Here is a 19,847-nt window from a genome sequence, read left to right on the forward strand (position 1 = left end):
GCCGCTCAAAGGGCCTCCAGCGCATCCCTGAGCCTCTTCAGCAGCGTGATGTGGGGGTCGGCGGACTCGACCGAGGTGCCGGCGCCCACGGGACCGGGAGGCTCACCGGGCAGCGCCGGCGGACACGGCGCCACCACCCCGGCCGCCATCAGCCGCCGTACGTCCACCAGGGTGTGGAAGGCCGGGCGGCCCAGCTCGCGCGCGATGTCCGACGCCGTGCGGACGCCGTCCACCCGGGCCAGCACCGCCTGCCGCCGGGCCGGGATCGACGGGGCCGCCGGGCGGTACTCCCGGGTCAGCGGCGTTTCGTCGGGCAGTGCGTCGGGCCAGATGCGGTGCAGCAGGTCTCGGCGGCGCAGGGTCTCGCGCTCCAGGTCGGCGACGGGCACCGGGCGCAGGGTGCCGGGGCGGTCGTCGGGTGCCTCGCCGGGGCCGTCGTCGAGGCCGTCCTCGGTGCCGTAGCGGAACCGGCCCGGGGCGCTGCTGGGGGAGAGGGCGAAGTACGCGGCGTCGTACAGCGCGGTCAGCCGGCACATCTCCAGGGCGCCCGGCGTGAGCAGCCCGCCCGCGACCAGCCGGCGGCCCGCCTGCTGCACGGCCTCCGCCCCGGTGAGGCGGCGGGTGCCGGTCCCGGCGTTCCCGAGGCTCTGGACGCTCTCCGCGAGGGCCTCCCGCCACATCGCGGGATCGAGGGTGCCGTGGGCCGCGAGCAGGACGTCGGCGCCGGGGGCGGCCGGGCTGTCGGCGTGCACCACCTTGCCGTCGGCGAGGTGCAGGGTGCCGCGCTCGCGCACCAGGACGCCGGTGGCCCGCTCGGCGGCGAGCCGGGTCAGCATGGGCGAGACGCCGCCCCAGCCGCGGTCCGTGGCGGCGGCCTTGTCGCGCACCGGCAGCCGGGGCGGCGGGGTGGCCGGAGTGGTCTTCACCGTCGTCATCCGAGCACCAGCCGTCCGGCCATCTCGCCGAGCCGGATGCGGGCCAGCGCGAGGTTGCCCTCCGCGCGGGCCAGCCACAGGTGCAGGAAGACGCTGCTGTCGAAGGACGTCGGCACGAACCGCAGCACGTGGTAGCTGTCCCGGTTGCTGAGGATGAGGTCCTCGACGGGCGGATCCGGTTCCTCCCCGGCGGCCCCCGCCCCGGTGTCGTCGGACCGGTCGGAGGCGAAGGCGCGCTGCTCGGCGGCGAGCCGGGCGAGCTCGGCGGCCTCGGCGGCGGCCGCCTCCTGGTCACCGCCGGGGGACTCCCCGACGGCTCCCAGCGCCAGCCCGCTCGTCCAGTCGACCAGCGCGGCGCCCCGCGCACCCGGCAGTCGCATGGCTTCCAGCAGGCACTCGTCGATTCCCTGCACCGTGGCTCCCCTCCCGCCTGGGGTTCGGCTGAGTGACGCCGAAACTACGCAACGTGTGCGCGAGGGGTGAGGGATCTGGCATTTTCCGGTGGAACATGCTCGGGGTGACTAGAGTGGGTCGACTTGCCTAGTTTTACAGCCTCTTTGGTGAGCGATCCGGCCCGTCCGCGTCAACGGCTCCCAGGTGCGCGCAGGGTGGTGAGAGCGGTCGCGTGCGCCCCTCCGGACTCGGCCACGATCTCGGCGAGCGTCTGCGCCTCCCGTACGGTCGCGAAGGCGACACCCCCCGCGTGGCCGGGCGCGAAACCGTGGATGCCGGGCCGGGCGAGCGAGTTGTACGCGTAGTGGTGCGCGAAGTAGTACGCCCCCGTGTCCAGCGCCGCCGCGTAGTCCCCCTGCTCCAGCAGCGGCAGCGCGCGCCCCTCGGCCAGCAGGTCGCCCGCGAAGCAGGCGGGCCCCGCCACGTCCTGGACCACCTCGGGCCCGCTCTTCGGCCGCCCCTTGCCGTCGTACGCCGCGATCCTCAGCGGCCACGACCCCGGTACGTACACCGTCCGCGTCGCCACCTGCACGCCCGCGTGCGTCACCGCGACCGGGCGCCCGCCCGCGCTCTTGGCGTACTCCACCCGCGCCACGATCGTGCCGTGCTTGGCCAGCAGCGACCGCCCGAACTCCGTGACCAGCCCGTACCGCCCGTCGAACAGCCCCGGCACCGCCGCCTTCAGCGCCCGCGCGTACTCCGTGTACGTCGGTGCCGTCGCGTCCGAGCCGAAGTTCACCGGCAGCCCGCCGCCGATGTCGACCGTGTCGATCTGCGGCCGCCCGATCCGCCGGTTGATCTCCTCGGCCAGCGCGTACGTCTCCGCGACCCCCTGGGTCATCAGGGCGAGCGGGATGCCCTGCGAGCCGGTGTGCGCGTGCAGCCGGGACAGCCAGGGGCGGTCGGCGTAGGCGTGGATCACCCACTCGCGCGCCCCCTCGTCCCGCAGCGCCACCCCGAACTTCGAGGTCGCCGTGGCCGTGGAGGTCGCCCCGATGGAACCGCCGCCGACCTGCGGGTTGACCCGGATGCCGAGCGGGGAGCGGCTCACGGCCGACCGCACCAGGGCGTCGATGCGCTCGAGCTCCTGCGGGTTGTCCGCGTTGACGGCGATCCCCAGCGCCAGCGCCTCCCTGAGCTCGGCGGGCGTCTTGGCGGGCGAGTCCAGCACGGTCCGGGCCGGCGGCACCCCCGCGGCCCGCGCCAGGGCCAGTTCGCCCGGGCTCGCCACCTCCGCGCCGATGCCCTCCTCGCGCAGCAGCCGCAGCACCGGGACCAGCGGGGTCGCCTTCACCGCGAACGCGTGCAGTACCGGGGTGCCCGGCGCGGTGACCTCGTCGAACGCCGTGCGCAGCTCCGCCGCCGACTCCTGGATGCCGGTGACGTCGAGCAGTCCGACGATGGGGGAGTCCGGCCCCAGCAGGCCCTGTTCCACGGCCGCGCGCACCGCCTCGTCCCGGCGGGCGGCCCGTCCTTCGCCGGTGTTGCCGTACTCGTCCACCACGTCTCCCGTCCCGTCGTCCCGTCGTCGGCTGTGTCTCGCGTGTCGCGTCTCGCGTGTCCAGCGAAACATTCCTGCCTCACTGACGCTGACGCGAGAACGTATTGACTAGTTCTATTCAGGAAGTCAGGATGTGAATATCGAGAGCAACAACCGGCACGCGGCCATCCGCAGCAGAGTCCCAGGAGGCAGACCATGTCAGGACCCCGCCCCGTACGAGCGCCGCGCGGTACGGAACTGAGCGCCCTGGGATGGCAGCAGGAAGCCGCCCTGAGAATGCTCCAGAACAACCTCGACCCCGAGGTCGCCGAGCACCCCGACAAGCTCGTCGTCTACGGCGGCACCGGCAAGGCCGCCCGTGACTGGCGCTCCTTCGACGCCATGGTCCGCACCCTGCGCACCCTCAAGCAGGACGAGACCATGCTGGTCCAGTCCGGCCGCCCGGTCGGTGTCATGCAGACCCACGAGTGGGCCCCGCGTGTCCTCATCGCCAACTCCAACCTCGTCGGCGACTGGGCCAACTGGGAGGAGTTCCGCCGCCTGGAGGCCCTCGGTCTCACCATGTACGGCCAGATGACCGCAGGTTCCTGGATCTACATCGGCACCCAGGGCATCCTCCAGGGCACCTACGAGACCTTCTCCGCCGTCGCCGCCAAGAAGTTCAACGGCACCCTCGCGGGCACGATCACCCTCACCGCGGGCCTCGGCGGCATGGGCGGCGCCCAGCCCCTCGCCGTGACCATGAACGACGGCGTCGCGATCTGTATCGACGTCGACCCGCGTGCCATCGAGCGCCGTATCGAGCACCGCTACCTCGACGTGCGGGCCGACAGCCTGGAGCACGCCCTCCAGCTCGCCGTCGAGGCCCGTGACGCCCGCCGCCCGCTCTCCATCGGCCTGCTGGGCAATGCCGCCGAGCTGCTCCCGCGCATGCTCGCCGAGGGCGCCCCCATCGACATCGTCACCGACCAGACCTCGGCCCACGACCCGCTGGCCTACCTCCCGACGGGCATCGCCTTCGAGGACATGGCCGACGCCGCCGCCAAGGACCCGGCCGGGTTCACCGTGCGCGCCCGGGAGTCCATGGCGAAGCACGTCGAGGCCATGGTCGGCTTCATGGACGCGGGCGCCGAGGTCTTCGACTACGGCAACTCGATCCGCGGCGAGGCCCAACTCGCCGGGTACGACCGGGCGTTCGCCTTCCCGGGCTTCGTCCCCGCCTACATCCGCCCGCTCTTCTGCGAGGGCAAGGGCCCCTTCCGCTGGGCCGCGCTGTCCGGTGAGGCCTCCGACATCGCCAAGACCGACAAGGCGATCCTGGACCTCTTCCCGGAGAACGAGTCCCTCGCCCGCTGGATCAAGATGGCCGGCGAGCGCGTCCACTTCCAGGGCCTGCCCGCCCGGATCTGCTGGCTCGGCTACGGCGAGCGTGACAAGGCCGGCGAGCGCTTCAACGACATGGTCGCGAGCGGCGAGTTGGCGGCCCCCCTCGCCATCGGCCGCGACCACCTCGACTGCGGCTCCGTCGCCTCCCCGTACCGCGAGACCGAGGCCATGCTCGACGGCTCCGACGCGATCGCCGACTGGCCGCTGCTGAACGCCATGGTCAACGTGGCCTCCGGCGCGTCCTGGGTCTCCCTCCACCACGGCGGCGGCGTCGGCATGGGCCGCTCCATCCACGCCGGCCAGGTCTCGGTGGCCGACGGCACCAAGCTCGCGGGCGAGAAGGTACGGCGGGTGCTGACCAACGACCCGGGCATGGGCGTCATCCGGCACGTCGACGCCGGGTACGACATCGCGGAGTCGGTCGCCGACGAGCGGGGCGTGCGGGTGCCGATGCGTGAAGGTGAGACGGCGTGACGGAGAGCGGCAACTCCTCGGCGGGGGCACGGCCTGCCGGGGGTGACTCCTTCCACACCATGTGGCGCGACCTGCTTCCCCTCGGCCGGCACCCCGACTCCCGCGGCTACCGCCGCTTCGCCTGGACCGGCGCCGACTCCGACTGCCGGGCCTGGTTCAGGGAGCAGGCCGAGGGGCGCGGGCTGGCCTACGAGGTCGACCGCAACGGCAACCAGTGGGCCTGGCTCGGGGACCCGGCCGCCGGGGACGCCGTCGTCACCGGGTCGCATCTGGACTCCGTGCCCGACGGCGGCGCCTTCGACGGCCCCCTCGGTGTCGTGTCGTCCTTCGCCGCACTCGACGAACTCCGGGCCAGGCAGGTCGAGTTCGGCAGGCCGCTGGCCATCGTCAACTTCGGTGACGAGGAGGGCGCCCGCTTCGGGCTCGCCTGCGTCGGCTCCCGGCTGACCTCCGGACAGCTCACCGTCGAGCAGGCGCACCGGCTGACCGACGGCGAGGGGATCACGCTCCCCAGGGCCATGGAGACCGCGGGCCACGACCCCGACGCCATCGGCGCCGACCCCGAACGCCTCGCCCGCATCGGCGCCTTCGTCGAACTCCACGTCGAGCAGGGCCGGGCCCTGGACCTCAGCGGCGACCGGGTCGGCATCGCCAGCGCCATCTGGCCGCACGGCCGCTGGCGGTTCGACTTCCGGGGCGAGGCCAACCACGCCGGCACCACCCGCCTCGTGGACCGGCGCGACCCGATGCTGTCGTACGCCGAGACGGTGCTCGCCGCCCGCCGCGAGGCCGAACTCGCCGGTGCCGTCGCCACCTTCGGCAAGATCTCCGTCGAGCCGAACGGCGTCAACGCCATCCCCTCCCTGGTGCGCGGCTGGCTCGACTCCCGGGCTGCCGACCAGGAGAGCCTGGACCAGGTGGTCGGCGGGATCGAGAAGGCGGCCCGGGAGTACGCGGAGGCCCACGGCATCGACCTCGACATCGTCCGGGAGTCCTTCACCCCGGTCGTCGAGTTCGACCACGCCCTGCGCGACGAACTCGCCCGCATCCTCGGCACCGGCTCCGACCTCAGGGTCCCCGTCCTCGGCACCGGCGCCGGACACGACGCCGGAATCCTCTCCGGGACCGTCCCGACCGCCATGCTGTTCGTGCGCAACCCCACCGGTGTCTCGCACTCCCCGGCGGAGTTCGCCGCCGAGGACGACTGCGTGGCCGGTGTCCTGGCGCTCGCCGACGTACTGGAAGGGCTGACCCGCAGGTGACAGCGAAGACGTACTGGCTGGAACACGCCTGGCTCGACACCCACGTCGAGCCGGGCGTGGCCGTGGACGTACTGGACGGCCGCATCACCGCCGTCCGCCAGGACCTCGACACCCCGCCCCCCGGCGCCGAGATCCTGCGCGGACTGACGCTCCCGGGCCTGGCCAACGCGCACTCGCACGCCTTCCACCGGGCCCTGCGCTCCACCGTCCAGGTCGGCTCCGGGACCTTCTGGACCTGGCGCGAGATCATGTACTCCTTCGCCGACAAGCTGACCCCCGAGCTGTACCACGCGCTCGCCCGCGCGGTGTACGCCGAGATGGCGCTGGCGGGGGTGACGGCGGTCGGCGAGTTCCACTACGTCCACCACGCCCCCGGCGGCACCCGCTACGCCGATCCCAACGCCATGGGCGAGGCGCTGATCCAGGCCGCCGCCGACGCCGGGATCCGCATCACCCTCCTCGACACCGCCTACCTCTCCGCCGGCTTCGGACAGCCCCCCACCACCCACCAGCTCCGCTTCTCCGACGGCGACGCGGACACCTGGGCCGAACGCTGTTCAGTTCTCAAGGACCGGGATCACGCGCGGATCGGTGCGGCGATCCACTCCGTACGGGCCGTGCCCGCGGGCCAGTTGGCGACCGTGGCACGCTGGGCCGAGGAACGGCGGGCCCCGCTGCACGTCCACCTGTCCGAGCAGACCGCCGAGAACGACGCCTGCCGCGAGGCCCACGGCCGCACCCCGACCCGCCTCCTCGCCGACCACGGTGTCCTGGGCCCCCGCACCACCGGCGTCCACAACACCCACCTCACCGACGAGGACATCGCCCTGATCGGCGACAGCGGCACCGGCACCTGCATGTGCCCGACGACCGAGCGGGACCTGGCCGACGGCATCGGACCGGCGGTCGCCCTCCAGAAGGCGGGCTCACCGCTCTCCCTCGGCTCCGACAGCCACGCCGTCATCGACCTCCTCGAAGAGGCCCGCGCGATGGAGCTCAACGAGCGCCTGCGCACCCGCACCCGGGGTCACTGGACGGCGGCGGCCCTTCTGCGCGCGGCCTCGGCCGACGGCCACGCGGCCCTCGGCTGGGACGGCGCGGGCACCCTGGAGCCGGGCGCGCTCGCCGACTTCACCACCATCAGGCTCGACTCGGTCAGGACGGCAGGGCCGCTTCCGCGGCTCGGGGCCGAGACGGCCGTATTCGCCGCGTCGGCAGCGGACGTGTCGCACACAGTGGTGGGTGGTCGGCACGTCGTACGGGACGGGGTACACGCGCTCGTACCGGATGTGCCGAAGGCCCTCGCCGACGCCGTCGCAGCCCTGCGCGGATGAAGCGCGAGAACCCGGGCAGCGAGCCCCCCGCCCCCACCGCAGACCAGGCCACCGAGGACGCCATGAGCAACGCGACGACCGTCAGCCCCGCCCACTCCGCGAGCACCGCGAGCACGCTCATCACCAACATCGCCGCCCTGGTCACCAACGACCCCTCCTCCGGTGACGGTTCCCCCCTCGGACTGATCCAGGACGCGGCCGTCGTCATCGAGGGCGACCGCGTCGTGTGGACCGGTGATCAAATAAAAGCACCCGCCACTGACAACCGGGTCGACGCGGGAGGCAGGGCGGTCCTGCCCGGCTTCGTCGACTCCCACAGCCACCTGGTCTTCGCGGGCGACCGCACCCAGGAGTTCAACGCCCGCATGTCAGGCCGGGCCTACAGCGCGGGCGGCATCCGTACGACGGTCGCGGCGACCCGGGCGGCGAGCGACGCCGACCTCGAACGCAACCTCACCCGCTATCTCGCCGAGGCCCTGCGCCAGGGCACGACGACCTTCGAGACCAAGTCCGGCTACGGCCTGACGGTCGAGGACGAGGCACGGGCGCTGCGCATCGCCGCCGCCCACACCGACGAGGTCACCTACCTCGGCGCCCACATCGTGTCCCCCGACCTCGCGGACGACCCCGCGGCCTACGTCGCCCTCGTCACCGGCGAGATGCTCGACGCCTGCGCGCCGTACGCCCGTTGGATCGACGTGTTCTGCGAGAAGGGCGCCTTCGACGGCGACCAGGCCCGCGCGATCCTCACGGCCGGCAAGGCGAAGGGCCTGCACCCCCGCATCCACGCCAACCAGCTCACCTACGGCCCCGGGGTCCAGCTCGCCGTCGAACTGGACGCGGCCAGCGCCGACCATTGCACCCACCTCACCCCCGAGGACGTGGACGCCCTGGCGAACGGCCGTACGGTCGCCACCCTGCTGCCCGGCGCCGAGTTCTCCACGCGCGCGGAGTGGCCCGACGCCCGCCGCCTCCTGGACGCGGGCGTCACCGTCGCCCTCTCCACCGACTGCAACCCCGGCTCCTCCTTCACCTCCTCCGTCCCCTTCTGCGTGGCCCTCGCGGTCCGCGACATGGGCATGACCCCGGACGAGGCGGTCTGGTCGGCCACGGCGGGCGGCGCGGCGGCCCTCCGCCGCGACGACATCGGCCACCTCACCCCCGGCGCCTACGCCGACCTCCTCTTCCTGGACGCCCCGAGCCACGTACACCTGGCGTACCGCCCCGGGGTGCCGCTGGTCACCGAGGTGTGGCGGCGCGGGGCACGCGTGGCCTGATCGGAAGGGCGCGGTTCAGTGGGTTCAACCGTGGTATTCAAATGTATTCTCTCGTTATGGCTGACACCACGATCAAGATCAGTGAACCCATAAGGGACCGCTTGCGCATGCTGGCGGAGGAGCGCGGCATGAGCACGAGGGCGTACGTCGAACGCGTGGTCGCCGCCACGCCTACCGAGGTCGAGCGAGCCGAGCGGACGGCCCGGGCCGTGGCGTATGTGCGCGCTCACCTTCGAGAGGACTTCACCGAGGACGACGTGCGGGAAGCCCAGGAATGGCGGGCGGCAATTGCTTCCGGCCGGGTGGGCACTCGCCGGTGATCATTCTGGATCACACCGCGGTCCTTGCCCTCTGCCGCGGGCACCGGTTGCTTTCCGGGCTTGCTGTTGTGGAGGTCGACGATCCCGCTCAACGAGCGCATGTCCCCGCCTTGTGCCTGGTCGCGGCCGGCCTGGAACGTCCTGGTGTGGCAGCACACGTCGGAGCCTTGCCGGGGCTGGAGTTCCTGCCCCTCGACTTCGCCGGAGCGGCCACCGTCGAACAGGTGGTGTCCGCCGGTCTGGAGTGGCCGTTCAGCCATGCGGTCTACGCCGCTGCCTCCGGCGCCGTCGAAGGGCAGATCCTGACCGCCACGCCAGAGGCGTATGACGGCACGGGGGTGTGGGTGGTGGACATCGGCAAGCCGTGACGGCTCGAAAAGGTCCGCTACGACGCCCCCGCCCGCCACCGTTGGTCCGCGCCCCCGGTCAGCGGTTCCAGTGACACGGCGTTTCCGCCGGCCGGTGTCATGCCCGTCGCGATGGCGATCTGGGGGCGGATGACGCCGTCGGGGTCGACGGTGAAGCGGAGGTTGTCGCCGTTGCGGCCCTCGACCGAGTCGCAGGTCCAGATGCCGAGGCCCTTGTCGACGTCGCCGCGGCTGTCGAGGCAGTAGTCGGGGTCGGCGGCGGACTGGAGGACACCCCGGCCGGTGTCGACCCGCCAGCGCTGGGCGGAGCCCGAGGCGCAGGGGGCCGTGACCACGTCCGTGCCGTCGGTGAAGTCGCCGGAGACGTCCAGGCAGCGGCCCGTGGAGACGTTGACCACCTGCGCGTAGCCGCCGCCCGGCGCCCGGAACGGCGGCGGGCTCGTCCTGCGGGGCGGCGGGGAACTCCTCGTGGGGGAGGGCGAGGAGGCGGAGGGCGACGGCGCTCTGCTCGTCGACGAGGCCGACGGGGACGGGGAGGGCGACGGGGAGAACGTCTCCGGCGGTGTGATCCGCGGCGGGCCCGGCAGCGTGGCCGTCGCCGAAGGAGAGGCCACCGGCGCGTCACCGCCCCGCGAGACCAGGAACAGCAGCAGCGGCGCGAGCGCCACCCCCAGCGCCGCCGACGCCAGCACCAGCCGCCGCGGGCGCGGCCAAGTGCCGGAGGGCATACGGGACTTCACGCCCGCCACCGGGTCCGGCTCGTCCGCGCCGCGCGTCACGTACGCCGTCCCGGCCCACGGCAGCAGCCCCTCCGCCAGCGCCGCGCGCGGAGCGTCCCGTAACGCGCACTGCTCCTCGTGGGCCGCCGTGCAGTGCGGGCAGAGCGCCATGTGGGCGTACAGGTCGGCGTTGTCGCGCCGGCTGTCCGGTCGTACGGCCTCCTCGATCAGGCGGCGGAAGTCGGCGCAGCGGGGGTCGTCGGAGGCGGCGAGCCGGAACCGCAGACAGGCCTGTGCCAGCGCACCGAGGGCGCCCTCGGTGCCGTAGACCACGTCCTCGCGGGTGAGGCCGAGGTAGCCCGCCGTGCGGGGCTGCGGCTCGGCCTCCACCAGGCCGTACCAGACGAGGCCCTGGCCGCGGTCGGGCAGGGACTGGAACGCGGCCAGCATGGGCGGCACCGGGCCGCCGGGCGGTGCCGTGTTCAGGGTGAGCAGGAGGCCCGGGTCCAGGCCGGCCGAGCGGGCGTCCCCGGCCCACACCGCCGCCGAAGCCGCAGCCAGCAGCAGGAGCCGGTGGCGCCACGGCAGGCCGGGGTCGACCCCGCGGGCCGTCTCCCGGGCCGCCAGCGTGAAGGTCTGCGCGGCCAGCTGCCGGGCCGCCGCGTCACCGGCCGTGCAGAGGCGGGCGTAGGCCAGGACCGCCGGCTGATGGCGGGCGCGCAGCTCCAGCAGGGCCGGGTAGGCCGTGGCCGGGGCAGCGCGCAGCAGCTCGGTGAGCCGGGCGTCGGACGCGCCCGCGTGCACCCCGCCCCCCGTCCCGTCGGCCCGCACCATGCGCACCCTCCTCCTGACGTACCGGCCAGTCTGTGCGGGACCATAGTGAGGGAAGTGAACCCTTGGGGAAAGAGTTTCTCCGAGTAACCGAGAGCTGTCCCGAACGCACGGCGCCCGGCGTCCCCCAGGACACCGGGCACACGCGCAGGTCAGTGCGGCCGACGCGTCACTCCTCGACGGTCAGGCCCTTCCGCAGTCGCACCAGGGTCCGCGACAGCAGCCGTGACACATGCATCTGCGAGATACCGAGTTCGTCGCCGATCTCCGACTGGGTCATGCCCGCCACGAACCTCAGGGAGAGGATCTGACGGTCCCGGGACGGCAGTTCGGCGATCAGCGGCTTCAGGGACTCGACGTACTCGATGCCCTCCAGGCCGTGGTCCTCGTAGCCGATCCGGTCGGCCAGCGCGCCCTCGGAGTCGTCCTCCTCGGGCTGGGCGTCCAGGGAGGAGGCGGTGTACGCGTTGGACGCGGCCATGCCCTCGACGACCTCGTCCTTCGACAGCCCGAGGCGCTCGGCGAGCTCGCCCACCGTCGGCGCGCGGTCGAGCCTCTGGGCCAGTTCGTCGCCGGCCTTCGCCAGGTCGAGCCGGAGCTCCTGGAGTCGGCGCGGTACGCGCACGGACCACGAGGTGTCCCGGAAGAAACGCTTGATCTCGCCGACGATGGTCGGCATCGCGAAGGTGGGGAACTCCACACCGCGGCTGAGCTCGAAGCGGTCGATCGCCTTGATCAGGCCGATGGTGCCGACCTGGATGATGTCCTCCATCGGCTCGCTGCGCGAGCGGAACCGGGAGGCGGCGAACTTGACCAGCGCGAGGTTCAGTTCGACGAGCGTGTTGCGGACGTACGAGTACTCGTGCGTGCCCTCCTCCAGCGACTCCAGCCGTGCGAAGAGGGTCTTGGAGAGGGCTCGTGCGTCCACCGGCCCCACCTCTTCGTACGGGGGGATCTCCGGAAGCCCGGCGAGCAAGTCGCCTGCGCCGTCCTGCTCGATGGGATCCAGATGTTCCGGGGGGGATGTCGACGTCGCCTCTTGGGTATGCGATGCGTCGAGCCGGGGTGACATGATGTCCTCCATCGTTCTCGGCATAAGGCTGCCGAAGCCAATTCGTGCACTGCGGTGTGCGGCGCCTCCAAAGCCGGCCGTGTCGAGTTCGTGTCTCTACTAGCCCTACCCGTAATCCGGAGTCGACCGCAAGTGTCTTATGTGCGGTTATGTCCGTTTGTGAGTGATTGTTCGGGTGTCGGAGGGTGTGGAGAAGGCGTAGTGTTCGAGGGCGTCAGTCAGCAGCCACGACGTCGGGAGAGAGAGACGGCATGGACCGCGGGACGGTCGGCAGCGCACAGTCTGGCCGGCTTCTGGTTGAGGTGCGCGAAGAGGGCTCCAGTGCCGTCGTGACACCGGCGGGTGAGTTGGATCACCACACCGCCGATCTGTTGCGTGAGCCACTCGACGACTGCCTCGCCAAGGGAAAGAGCCGGCTTGTCGTCGACTGCACACGGCTGGAGTTCTGTGACTCCACCGGACTGAATGTGCTGCTGGGGGCACGGCTGAAAGCCGAGGCGGCGGGGGGTGGCGTACATCTCGCGGGGATGCTGCCGGTCGTGGCGCGGGTCTTCGAGATCACGGGCGCGGACGCCGTCTTCACGGTCCATGACACGCTCGCAGCGGCCCTGGCGGACGAGTCCGGCGGCTGAGGCGGTTCGCCTCGCGGCCGGCGCCCGTCGGGTGTTGCACCCCTCGTGCCGGACAAACGTCCCGAATGCAGGGGTGTTCCGTCGGTCCGCTCGGGCAGGAGACATCCGTACTGACTGTTCGGTGAGCGACCTTGCAGTGACGTTCTGAATCGTGAACCGGTGAATCGGTGAGGTGAAGCGCTGATGAGCACCACCCGGCCCTACTCGCCGGGCGACCGTGACCCGGAGCCCGGCGCGGAGCCCGGCGGCGAAGCCGAGGTCCCGACCGGGGGGCAGGCCCGCCGACTGAGCTTCGACGGGGAGAGCGGGGTCGTTCCGCTCGCGCGCGACTTCACCCGGCAGGCGCTGTACGCGTGGGGGTGGCTTCCGGCGGCCTCCGCGGACCAGCGCGCCGCCGCCGAGGACGTGCTGCTGGTCGTCTCCGAACTGGTGACCAACGCGTGCCTGCACGCCGAGGGCCCCGACCAGCTCTGGATCTCCTGCGACAACAAGGTGATCCGGGTCGAGGTCTCCGACCGCGGCGCGGGCCAGCCGGCCCCCCGCACCCCGCACCGCGCGGGCCGCCCCGGCGGCCACGGCATGTTCATCGTGCAGCGCCTCTGCCTGGACTGGGGAGTCGTACGCTCCCCGGGGGCGGCCGGCAAGACGGTGTGGGCGGAGCTGGGAGCGCCGGCGTAGGGCCTGATCCACCGGACGGGCCCCGGCGCGGTCCGCACAGTTCCGACACTTACTTTCTCTTCCTTCCTCTCGTACCCCGGCGTACCTTGACGGCCGATCTGATGTGCCGTCAGGAACGAGTAAGGGGAGCGGAACCGTGTCGTACCCGAAACGAACCGCCGCGCTCGCGTCCGTCGCGGCTCTGGCCGGCTCGGCGGTGCTGCTGACCGCCCCCGCTGCCCGTGCCGAGGTCGTGAACGTCAACTACCAGTGCAAGACGCCGATCGGTGACAAGAGCGCCGTCTCGCCCATCGACATCGAGGGCGTCAAGAGCGGCAGCGGCTACAAGATCACCATGTCCTGGCAGAAGGGCGTCTCCTCCAGCCCGGTCGACCTGGGCAAGGGGGCGATGAACCCGAGCGCCACCATCAAGCTGGGCGGCGCCGACAGCGGGACCATGGCGGTCTCCGGGCCCGCCAACCAGGCCGTGGTCCCGGCCAACACCCCCATCAAGATCAATGACCTGACCGGGACGTACACCCCGAAGAAGTCCGGCAAGGTCACCTTCACCGCGGGCGTGCTCACCATCAAGGCGCTCGGCACGACCACCACGTGCACGCCGACCAACAGCCCCGGCGCCTCGCTGACCCTGGACGTCACCGCGGCGGGCGGGAGCGGCACCACCGGCTCCACCCAGAGCGGCGGCACCACCGGCTCCGGCGCCGAACTCCCGCAGACCGGCCCCGAGGACTCGGCGATCGCCCTCGGCACCCTCGGCGGCACCGTGCTGCTCGCGGGCGCGGCGGGCGCCCTGTGGCTGACCCGACGGAACCAGACGGTCCGCGTACGCCGCTGAGCGGCCCGACCGGTCCCGTACGACAGCTGGAGCCGCCCATGCCGTCCACCGCCCGTGTCCCGTACCTGCTCCCGCCGGTGCTGTCCGTGCCGTCCGTGCCGCCGGGGTCCGGTCCTTCCGCTCGCGCCTTCGCCGGGGCCGCCCTGTTCGCCGTACGGCGTCGAAGGCGTCGTACGGCCGACCGCGTGCCCGGAATCCCGCGCACGGAAGCCGAGTCGACGGGAGCGATGACGTGAGCCTGTGCTGGAGTCCGGGCGGCCGGGCGGTGCGGTCGGCGGTGCTGGTGACGGTGTTCGCGCTGCTCCTGCTGGGGCCCGTGGCCGGGACGGCGGCCGCGGCGGACGGGCCGAGTGTGAAGGTGTCCAAGTCTCAGGCCGGCACCGGGAGTTCGATCACCGTGACCGGCGCCGGCTGGCGGCAGCGGGCGCTGTTGATGATCCTGATCTGCGGACAGGCCGTGCCGTCGCGCGGGGTGCCCGGGGGCACCAACTCCTGTGCCAACGCGGACGGCAGGGCCGTCACCACCGACGCCGAGGGCCGCTTCAGCAAGCAACTGCCGGTCTCCGAACCGCCGGTGCCCTGCCCCTGTGTGGTGCACGTGGCCACCGTGACCGGGGCGAAGGCCGACGCGGACGCGATCTTCCAGGTGGCCGGGCACGCCGTGGAGCCGCTGCCCGCGGACACCTCCGGCGGCCGGATCTCCGTGCTCTCCGACACCCGACTCGACGGCTCCGGGGGCCTGTTGACGTGGTTCGGGTCCCCGCCCGCGCGCACGCTCGTCCTCACCGTCGGCAACGTCGGCACCTCCGACGTCAAGGACCCCGTCTTCCAAGTCGGCACCGCCCACGGTGTGTTCGCCCCGCAGTGGGACGAACAGCAGTGGCGCGGCACGATCAGGCCCGGCGGCAAGGCGCGGATCGAGCTGCCCGTCGAGCTGACGGGCGGCGCGCACGGCGACTACACGGTGTCCCTGAAGTACGGCGGCAAGGTGCTCGCCGAGCAGCCCTGGGACGTGGGCCGGCCCTGGGGCGTGACGCTGTTCTGGATCCTGGTCTGCCTGGTCGTGCCGGCGGCGCTGTTCCGTATCGGCATGGCGGTGGTGGACCGGGTCCGGCCACGGCCCGCCGGAGGCGTCCGGCACCGCGGTCTGCGGCTTCCCGAACTCGCCCTGCGGCTACCGGGGTTCAAGCCCTCCAAGGCCGCGCACGCGGCCCCTTCGACTTCCACCCTGCCGTGGTTCACCCCGGACGCCGATCCGGGCGCGGCCGGTGGTCGGCTCTCCGCACCGCACGACGACAGCCCGACGAGTCCTACGACTCCCACCAGAGAGGGAACCACGTGAGCATGCGAAGGAGAGTCACACCGGCCGGGGGGCCGAGAAGAGCGGGCGCGGCGGGACTCGTGCTGGCGCTGACCGGGGCGGGCGTGGTGCTCGGCCTCACCGCCGGGATCGCGCAGGCCGCCGAGGTGTCGTTCGCGACCCGGTGCGTGCCGCCCGCCGGCGTCGGGCTCGACCCCGTCGACGGCACCACCAAGGTGACGATCACCGCGCCGGCCACGGCGAAGGTGGGCGACCAGATCGACGTGGTGTGGAAGTTCACGCAGGCCGCGTCGAAGAATCCCAACATCATCGACCTGCCCGCGAATTCGGTGCAGCCGACGGGCACGCTGAAGGCGACGGGCGCGCAGACCGCGGACATCGCGATGACCGGTCCCCGGGAGAACCCGGCGATCCCCAAGGGCGGCGACATGGTGCTGTCCGACATGAAGGGCACGCTGAAGCTGACGGCGGCGGGGTCGCTGACGCTGACGCCGGGGCCGTACACGGTGAACGCGCTGGGGACGAACACGGTGTGCACGCCGACGGCGACGGTGCCCGCGGCGGCGACGGTCAACGTGGCGGCGGGGGACGGGACTTCGACGCCGGACCCGACCGACAGCGCGACGCCGACACCCACGCCGACGCCGACTCCGACGCCGAGTTCGACTCCCAGCTCCACGCCGAGCGCCACGGAGTCCTCCGGTGACGGCCAGACCGACTTCACCGGCAAGGCCGTCGACATCCCCTACACCTGCCAGTCGCCGCTCGGGGAGAAGAAGGCCACCTCCACGATCCAGATCAACGCCAAGAAGGACGGCGGCAGTTACGGCCTCACCGTGCAGTTCAAGAACTCCCCGATGGACAGCCCCGCCGACATCCCCGCGGACTCGGTGAAGCCGTCCATGGAGGTGGCCCTGGGAGGCGACGACAAGGGGTCGGTGCACGTCGAGGGACCCACCAACTCCGAGGCCATCAAGTCGGGCGACCCGATAGAGATCCCGGACATGACGGGCACCTACAAGCCCGGCGCGACAGGCGAGTCGACCCTCTCCCCGGGCGTCCTCACGATCGAGGCCCTGGGCACGACGACCACCTGCAAGCCCGACAGCACAGAGGTCTCCCTCACCCTGACGACAGAGGAACAGGAGGGCGGCGCCTCCGGCGGCTCATCGACCTCGGGCGGCTCGACCACCGGCTCGTCGACCACCGGCGGCCTGGCGGCCACGGGCTCGGACGACCACGGGGCGCTGAAGGCGCTGGGGTTGGTGGCGGGGACGGCGGTGCTGCTGGGGGCAGCCGTGTTCACATTCATGCCTGGCCGAAGGGTGCGCTGACGATCTCGTCGTTTCACCTGATCGGTGGCCGTATGGCATTCTGCCGTTCGCGCAAGCAAGTGCGCGATGACGATGTGTGTCCTGCATCGGGACAGCTCAGAGGCGACCAACTCTGGCTGTTGCCCGGCAGAAGAAGGAGAAGCAAATGATCTGGGGGAAGAAGGCGGCCGCGGGCGCCCTCGCGGCCGTCCTCATGGCGACCGGGACGGGTCTGGTCGCCGCGGGTACCGCGGAGGCGGCCGGGGCCAAGTACAAGTGCAAGGCGGAGGTGCATCTCGACCTCGGTCGCCCCAAAGGCACGTCCTCGTGCAAGAAGTCCGCGTCGGGCAAGGGGATCGGCAAGCATCGCGTCAAACTCGTGTGTGACGTGGTGCGCGGTCGTGGCAACCCGCACGACATTTCGGTGACGCTGTTCGGTCCGTGGGTGAAGCCGGGAAAGAAGTCGACCGTGATGTGCGGCTTCAGCAGCTTCACCCGGTCGTGGTCGGTCGAGACGAAGGCCTGACACAGGAGGCGTGAGAAAGGGCCGCCGCACCGTACCGGCGCGGCGGCCCTTCACCGTTGGGGGCGGGAGGGTCAGCGGACGTCGCCCATCAGCGACTTGACCTTCCGCCGGTACATCCACACCGCGAACCCGGCGAGCACGGCCAGTGCGGCCTCACCGAAGACCGCTGCCGTGCCGCTGAGGTCGACTCCGGCGATGGCCGGGTTCGAGAGCAGGCTGGTGATGGAGTCGCCCGCGGTGACCGCGAGGAACCAGACGCCCATCATCTGCGAGGCGTACTTGGCGGGAGCCATCTTGGTGGTCACCGAGAGGCCGACGGGGGAGAGGCACAGCTCGCCGACGGTCTGGATGAAGTAGATGCCCACCAGCCACATCGGGCTGACCGCGGTGCCGTTGGCCGCCATCCCCAGCGGGATCAGGAAGAAGAAGAACGAGACACCGACGAGGACCAGGCCCATCGAGAACTTCACGACGGTGCTCGGCTCCCGGCCCTGGCGGTTGAGCCAGACCCAGACGAACGCGAACACCGGCGCCAGCGCCATGATGAACAGCGGGTTCAGCGACTGGTACCAGGAGGACGGGAAGTCGAAGCCGAGCAGCGAGCCCGCCGCCTTGCCCTCGCCGAACGCCTGGACCGTGGACGCGCCCTGGTCGTAGATCATCCAGAACACGGCGGCCGCGACGAAGAACCAGATGTAGCCGGACATCTTCGACTGCTCGGCGGCCGAGAGGTCCTTGTCCCGCTTGATGCGCAGCAGGACACCCGCCGGGACGATCAGCCCGATCACGGTGAGCGGGATCATCGCCCAGTTCAGCGTGAAGTGGCCGGTGAACCCGACGACGCCGTAGAAGACGGTCGCGGCGATCACCCACAGCAGGCCCTTGCGCAGCCAGGCCGCGCGCTCCTCGGCCGCCAGCGGCTTGGGGACGGTGCTGCTCTGCGGGCTCAGCGTGCGGGTGCCGATCAGGAACGCGGCGAGACCGATCGCCATGCCGACCGCGGCCATGCCGAAGCCGAGGTGCCAGCTGACCTTCTGGCCGACGGTGCCGATGGCCAGCGGGGCGAAGAAGGCACCGGCGTTGATGCCCATGTAGAAGATCGTGAAGCCGCCGTCGCGGCGCGGGTCGTCCGGGCCGTCGTACAGGTGGCCCACCATCGTGGAGATGTTGGCCTTGAGCAGACCGGAACCGGCCGCGACCAGCGCCAGACCGGCGAAGAACGGTGCCTGGCCGCCGGGCAGAGCCAGCGTCAGATGGCCGGCCATGATCGTGACGGCCGCGATGGCCACCGTCTTGCGCGGACCCCAGAGGCGGTCGCCGAGCCAGCCGCCGGGCATGGCGAGCAGATAGACCATCGCCGAGTAGACCGAGACGATCACTGTGGTGGTCGCCACGTCCATCGCGAGGCCGCCGCCCATGCTGCCCTTGCCGGCGTCGGGGCCGCCGGAGAGCAGGTAGACGGTGAGCAGGGCCTTCATGCCGTAGTAGGAGAACCTCTCCCACATCTCGGTCATGAAGAGTGTGGCCAGTCCGCGGGGGTGGCCGAAGAAGGCTGTGTCGGAACCGGGGGTGCCCGGAGTCGCCGAGTCCTTCGTCAGGCTGGACGCCATGGTCGTTCCTTGCTGGTGGGGATTACCGCACACAAAAGAGACCTTCAGCGACGGATACGCGCCAAAGGTCCCCACGATGCGACAGGTATTGATTCACCATACGGCAGGATACTGCCGGAAATGAAAGGACTTGAGACTTGAATCACAGGTGACCGTGGAACCGTACACCCGGTTTCCAAGGTCCCTACAGGATTGGCACCCCACAGTCACAGGTTCGCCCAGGTTCCGCGAAAGGTAAGAATCACGGGGTTGCGATCACACTCCAGCATCTGTCATGAGCGGTCTACCATCACCTCATGACCCGTGTACTGCTCGCTGAGGACGATGCGTCCATTTCGGAGCCGCTGGCCCGCGCACTGCGCCGGGAAGGGTACGAGGTCGAGGTGCGCGAGGACGGTCCCTCCGCGCTCGACGCCGGAATGCAGGGCGGTATCGACCTGGTCGTCCTCGACCTGGGTCTGCCCGGCATGGACGGCCTGGAAGTGGCCCGCCGGCTGCGTGCCGAGGGCCACGCCGTACCCATCCTCATCCTGACCGCGCGCGCCGACGAGGTGGACACCGTCGTCGGACTCGACGCGGGCGCCGACGACTACGTGACCAAGCCCTTCCGGCTCGCCGAACTGCTCGCCCGGGTCCGGGCGCTGCTGCGGCGCGGCGCGGCCGAGCCGGCCCAGCCGCCCGCCACCCACGGGGTGCGGATCGACGTCGAGTCGCACCGCGCGTGGATGGGCGACGAGGAACTCCAGCTCACCGCCAAGGAGTTCGACCTGCTGCGGGTGCTGGTGCGGGACGCCGGACGCGTGGTGACCCGGGACCAGCTGATGCGCGAGGTCTGGGACACCACGTGGTGGTCGTCGACCAAGACGCTCGACATGCACATCTCCTGGCTGCGCAAGAAGCTGGGCGACGACGCGGCCAACCCGCGGTACATCGCCACCGTGCGCGGTGTCGGGTTCCGGTTCGAGAAGAGCTGAGTGCGGATCGTCGTGAGTGGTCTCAC

General features: G+C 71.6%; 20 protein-coding genes. 14 read left to right on the forward strand and 6 right to left on the reverse strand.

From position 1 onward, the window contains the following. Positions 1–5: 5 nt before the first annotated feature. From G3I78_RS30135 to G3I78_RS30145, 3 genes are all read right to left on the reverse strand, one after another. On the reverse strand, positions 6–935 hold the full coding sequence (locus G3I78_RS30135; protein ID WP_164430223.1) for a hypothetical protein: 930 nt from the start codon (positions 933–935) through the stop codon (positions 6–8). Next, on the reverse strand, positions 932–1,348 hold the full coding sequence (locus tag G3I78_RS30140; protein WP_164430225.1) for a hypothetical protein: 417 nt from the start codon (positions 1,346–1,348) through the stop codon (positions 932–934). The genes G3I78_RS30135 and G3I78_RS30140 overlap by 4 nt, the downstream gene beginning before the upstream one ends. 170 nt (positions 1,349–1,518) lie before the next feature. After that, entirely contained in the window at positions 1,519–2,889 is a 1,371-nt protein-coding gene (locus G3I78_RS30145) for a diaminopimelate decarboxylase (RefSeq protein ID WP_164430353.1), read from the reverse strand. A 195-nt stretch (positions 2,890–3,084) separates the two neighbouring features. On the opposite strand from G3I78_RS30145, the gene hutU reads away from it, so the two are divergent. The 6 genes from hutU (at position 3,085) to G3I78_RS51295 (ending at position 9,310) form a co-directional block, all read left to right on the forward strand. Continuing rightward, positions 3,085–4,749 (forward strand): urocanate hydratase, encoded by a 1,665-nt coding sequence (gene hutU / locus G3I78_RS30150; RefSeq protein WP_164430227.1) that lies wholly within the window; start codon positions 3,085–3,087, stop codon positions 4,747–4,749. 59 nt (positions 4,750–4,808) lie between these two features. After that, positions 4,809–6,011, forward strand: a complete 1,203-nt coding sequence (locus G3I78_RS30155; protein ID WP_164430355.1) for an allantoate amidohydrolase — start codon at positions 4,809–4,811, stop codon at positions 6,009–6,011. Continuing rightward, positions 6,008–7,345 (forward strand): formimidoylglutamate deiminase, encoded by a 1,338-nt coding sequence (locus G3I78_RS30160; protein ID WP_164430229.1) that lies wholly within the window; start codon positions 6,008–6,010, stop codon positions 7,343–7,345. The genes G3I78_RS30155 and G3I78_RS30160 overlap by 4 nt, the downstream gene beginning before the upstream one ends. Beyond that, complete coding sequence (gene hutI / locus G3I78_RS30165) at positions 7,342–8,622, forward strand: imidazolonepropionase (protein WP_164430231.1); 1,281 nt, start codon at positions 7,342–7,344, stop codon at positions 8,620–8,622. Before G3I78_RS30160 ends, hutI begins: the two co-directional genes overlap by 4 nt. A 56-nt stretch (positions 8,623–8,678) precedes the next feature. Continuing rightward, entirely contained in the window at positions 8,679–8,942 is a 264-nt protein-coding gene (locus G3I78_RS30170; RefSeq protein WP_164430233.1) for a hypothetical protein, read from the forward strand. A 146-nt stretch (positions 8,943–9,088) separates the two neighbouring features. Next, the gene (locus G3I78_RS51295; protein WP_203615704.1) at positions 9,089–9,310 is read left to right on the forward strand and encodes a hypothetical protein; all 222 of its coding nucleotides are present in this window, start codon (positions 9,089–9,091) and stop codon (positions 9,308–9,310) included. Between the two features lie 17 nt (positions 9,311–9,327). Here the strand turns inward: G3I78_RS51295 and G3I78_RS30180 are convergent, their stop codons facing one another. Together G3I78_RS30180 and G3I78_RS30185 are read right to left on the reverse strand one after the other, a co-directional pair. Continuing rightward, complete coding sequence (locus tag G3I78_RS30180) at positions 9,328–10,863, reverse strand: RICIN domain-containing protein (RefSeq protein WP_164430237.1); 1,536 nt, start codon at positions 10,861–10,863, stop codon at positions 9,328–9,330. Positions 10,864–11,029: 166 nt separating this feature from the next. Continuing rightward, positions 11,030–11,932 carry an RNA polymerase sigma factor SigF gene (locus tag G3I78_RS30185; protein ID WP_164430239.1) on the reverse strand — a complete coding sequence of 301 codons (903 nt, stop codon included), beginning with the start codon at positions 11,930–11,932 and terminating at the stop codon, positions 11,030–11,032. 251 nt (positions 11,933–12,183) lie between these two features. Here G3I78_RS30185 and G3I78_RS30190 point away from each other — a divergent pair, with 251 nt between their 5' ends. The 7 genes from G3I78_RS30190 (at position 12,184) to G3I78_RS30220 (ending at position 17,237) form a co-directional block, all read left to right on the forward strand. After that, positions 12,184–12,564 carry an STAS domain-containing protein gene (locus G3I78_RS30190; RefSeq protein WP_164430241.1) on the forward strand — a complete coding sequence of 127 codons (381 nt, stop codon included), beginning with the start codon at positions 12,184–12,186 and terminating at the stop codon, positions 12,562–12,564. A gap of 183 nt (positions 12,565–12,747) precedes the next feature. Further along, positions 12,748–13,242: an ATP-binding protein gene (locus G3I78_RS30195; protein WP_164430243.1), complete on the forward strand. Its 495-nt coding sequence runs from the start codon at positions 12,748–12,750 to the stop codon at positions 13,240–13,242. A 136-nt stretch (positions 13,243–13,378) separates the two neighbouring features. Beyond that, positions 13,379–14,077 (forward strand): LPXTG cell wall anchor domain-containing protein, encoded by a 699-nt coding sequence (locus G3I78_RS30200; protein WP_164430245.1) that lies wholly within the window; start codon positions 13,379–13,381, stop codon positions 14,075–14,077. A gap of 38 nt (positions 14,078–14,115) precedes the next feature. Then, positions 14,116–14,313 carry a hypothetical protein gene (locus tag G3I78_RS30205; protein WP_164430247.1) on the forward strand — a complete coding sequence of 66 codons (198 nt, stop codon included), beginning with the start codon at positions 14,116–14,118 and terminating at the stop codon, positions 14,311–14,313. Continuing rightward, a complete protein-coding gene (locus G3I78_RS30210) occupies positions 14,310–15,419 on the forward strand; it encodes a hypothetical protein (protein ID WP_343243882.1) in 1,110 nt (369 codons plus the stop codon). Before G3I78_RS30205 ends, G3I78_RS30210 begins: the two co-directional genes overlap by 4 nt. Positions 15,420–15,421: 2 nt before the next feature. Beyond that, entirely contained in the window at positions 15,422–16,732 is a 1,311-nt protein-coding gene (locus tag G3I78_RS30215) for a hypothetical protein (protein WP_239158122.1), read from the forward strand. Between the two features lie 145 nt (positions 16,733–16,877). Beyond that, positions 16,878–17,237, forward strand: a complete 360-nt coding sequence (locus tag G3I78_RS30220) for a hypothetical protein (protein WP_164430249.1) — start codon at positions 16,878–16,880, stop codon at positions 17,235–17,237. A 71-nt stretch (positions 17,238–17,308) separates the two neighbouring features. Here G3I78_RS30220 and G3I78_RS30225 read toward each other — a convergent pair whose 3' ends face one another. Further along, positions 17,309–18,847 carry an oligopeptide:H+ symporter gene (locus G3I78_RS30225; RefSeq protein ID WP_164430251.1) on the reverse strand — a complete coding sequence of 513 codons (1,539 nt, stop codon included), beginning with the start codon at positions 18,845–18,847 and terminating at the stop codon, positions 17,309–17,311. A gap of 296 nt (positions 18,848–19,143) precedes the next feature. Between G3I78_RS30225 and G3I78_RS30230 the strand changes: the two genes are divergently transcribed. After that, positions 19,144–19,821 (forward strand): response regulator transcription factor, encoded by a 678-nt coding sequence (locus G3I78_RS30230; RefSeq protein WP_164430253.1) that lies wholly within the window; start codon positions 19,144–19,146, stop codon positions 19,819–19,821. Positions 19,822–19,847 lie beyond the last annotated feature (26 nt).

It is taken from the genome of Streptomyces sp. SID13726, from assembly GCF_010548375.1.
Taxonomy (GTDB): domain Bacteria; phylum Actinomycetota; class Actinomycetes; order Streptomycetales; family Streptomycetaceae; genus Streptomyces.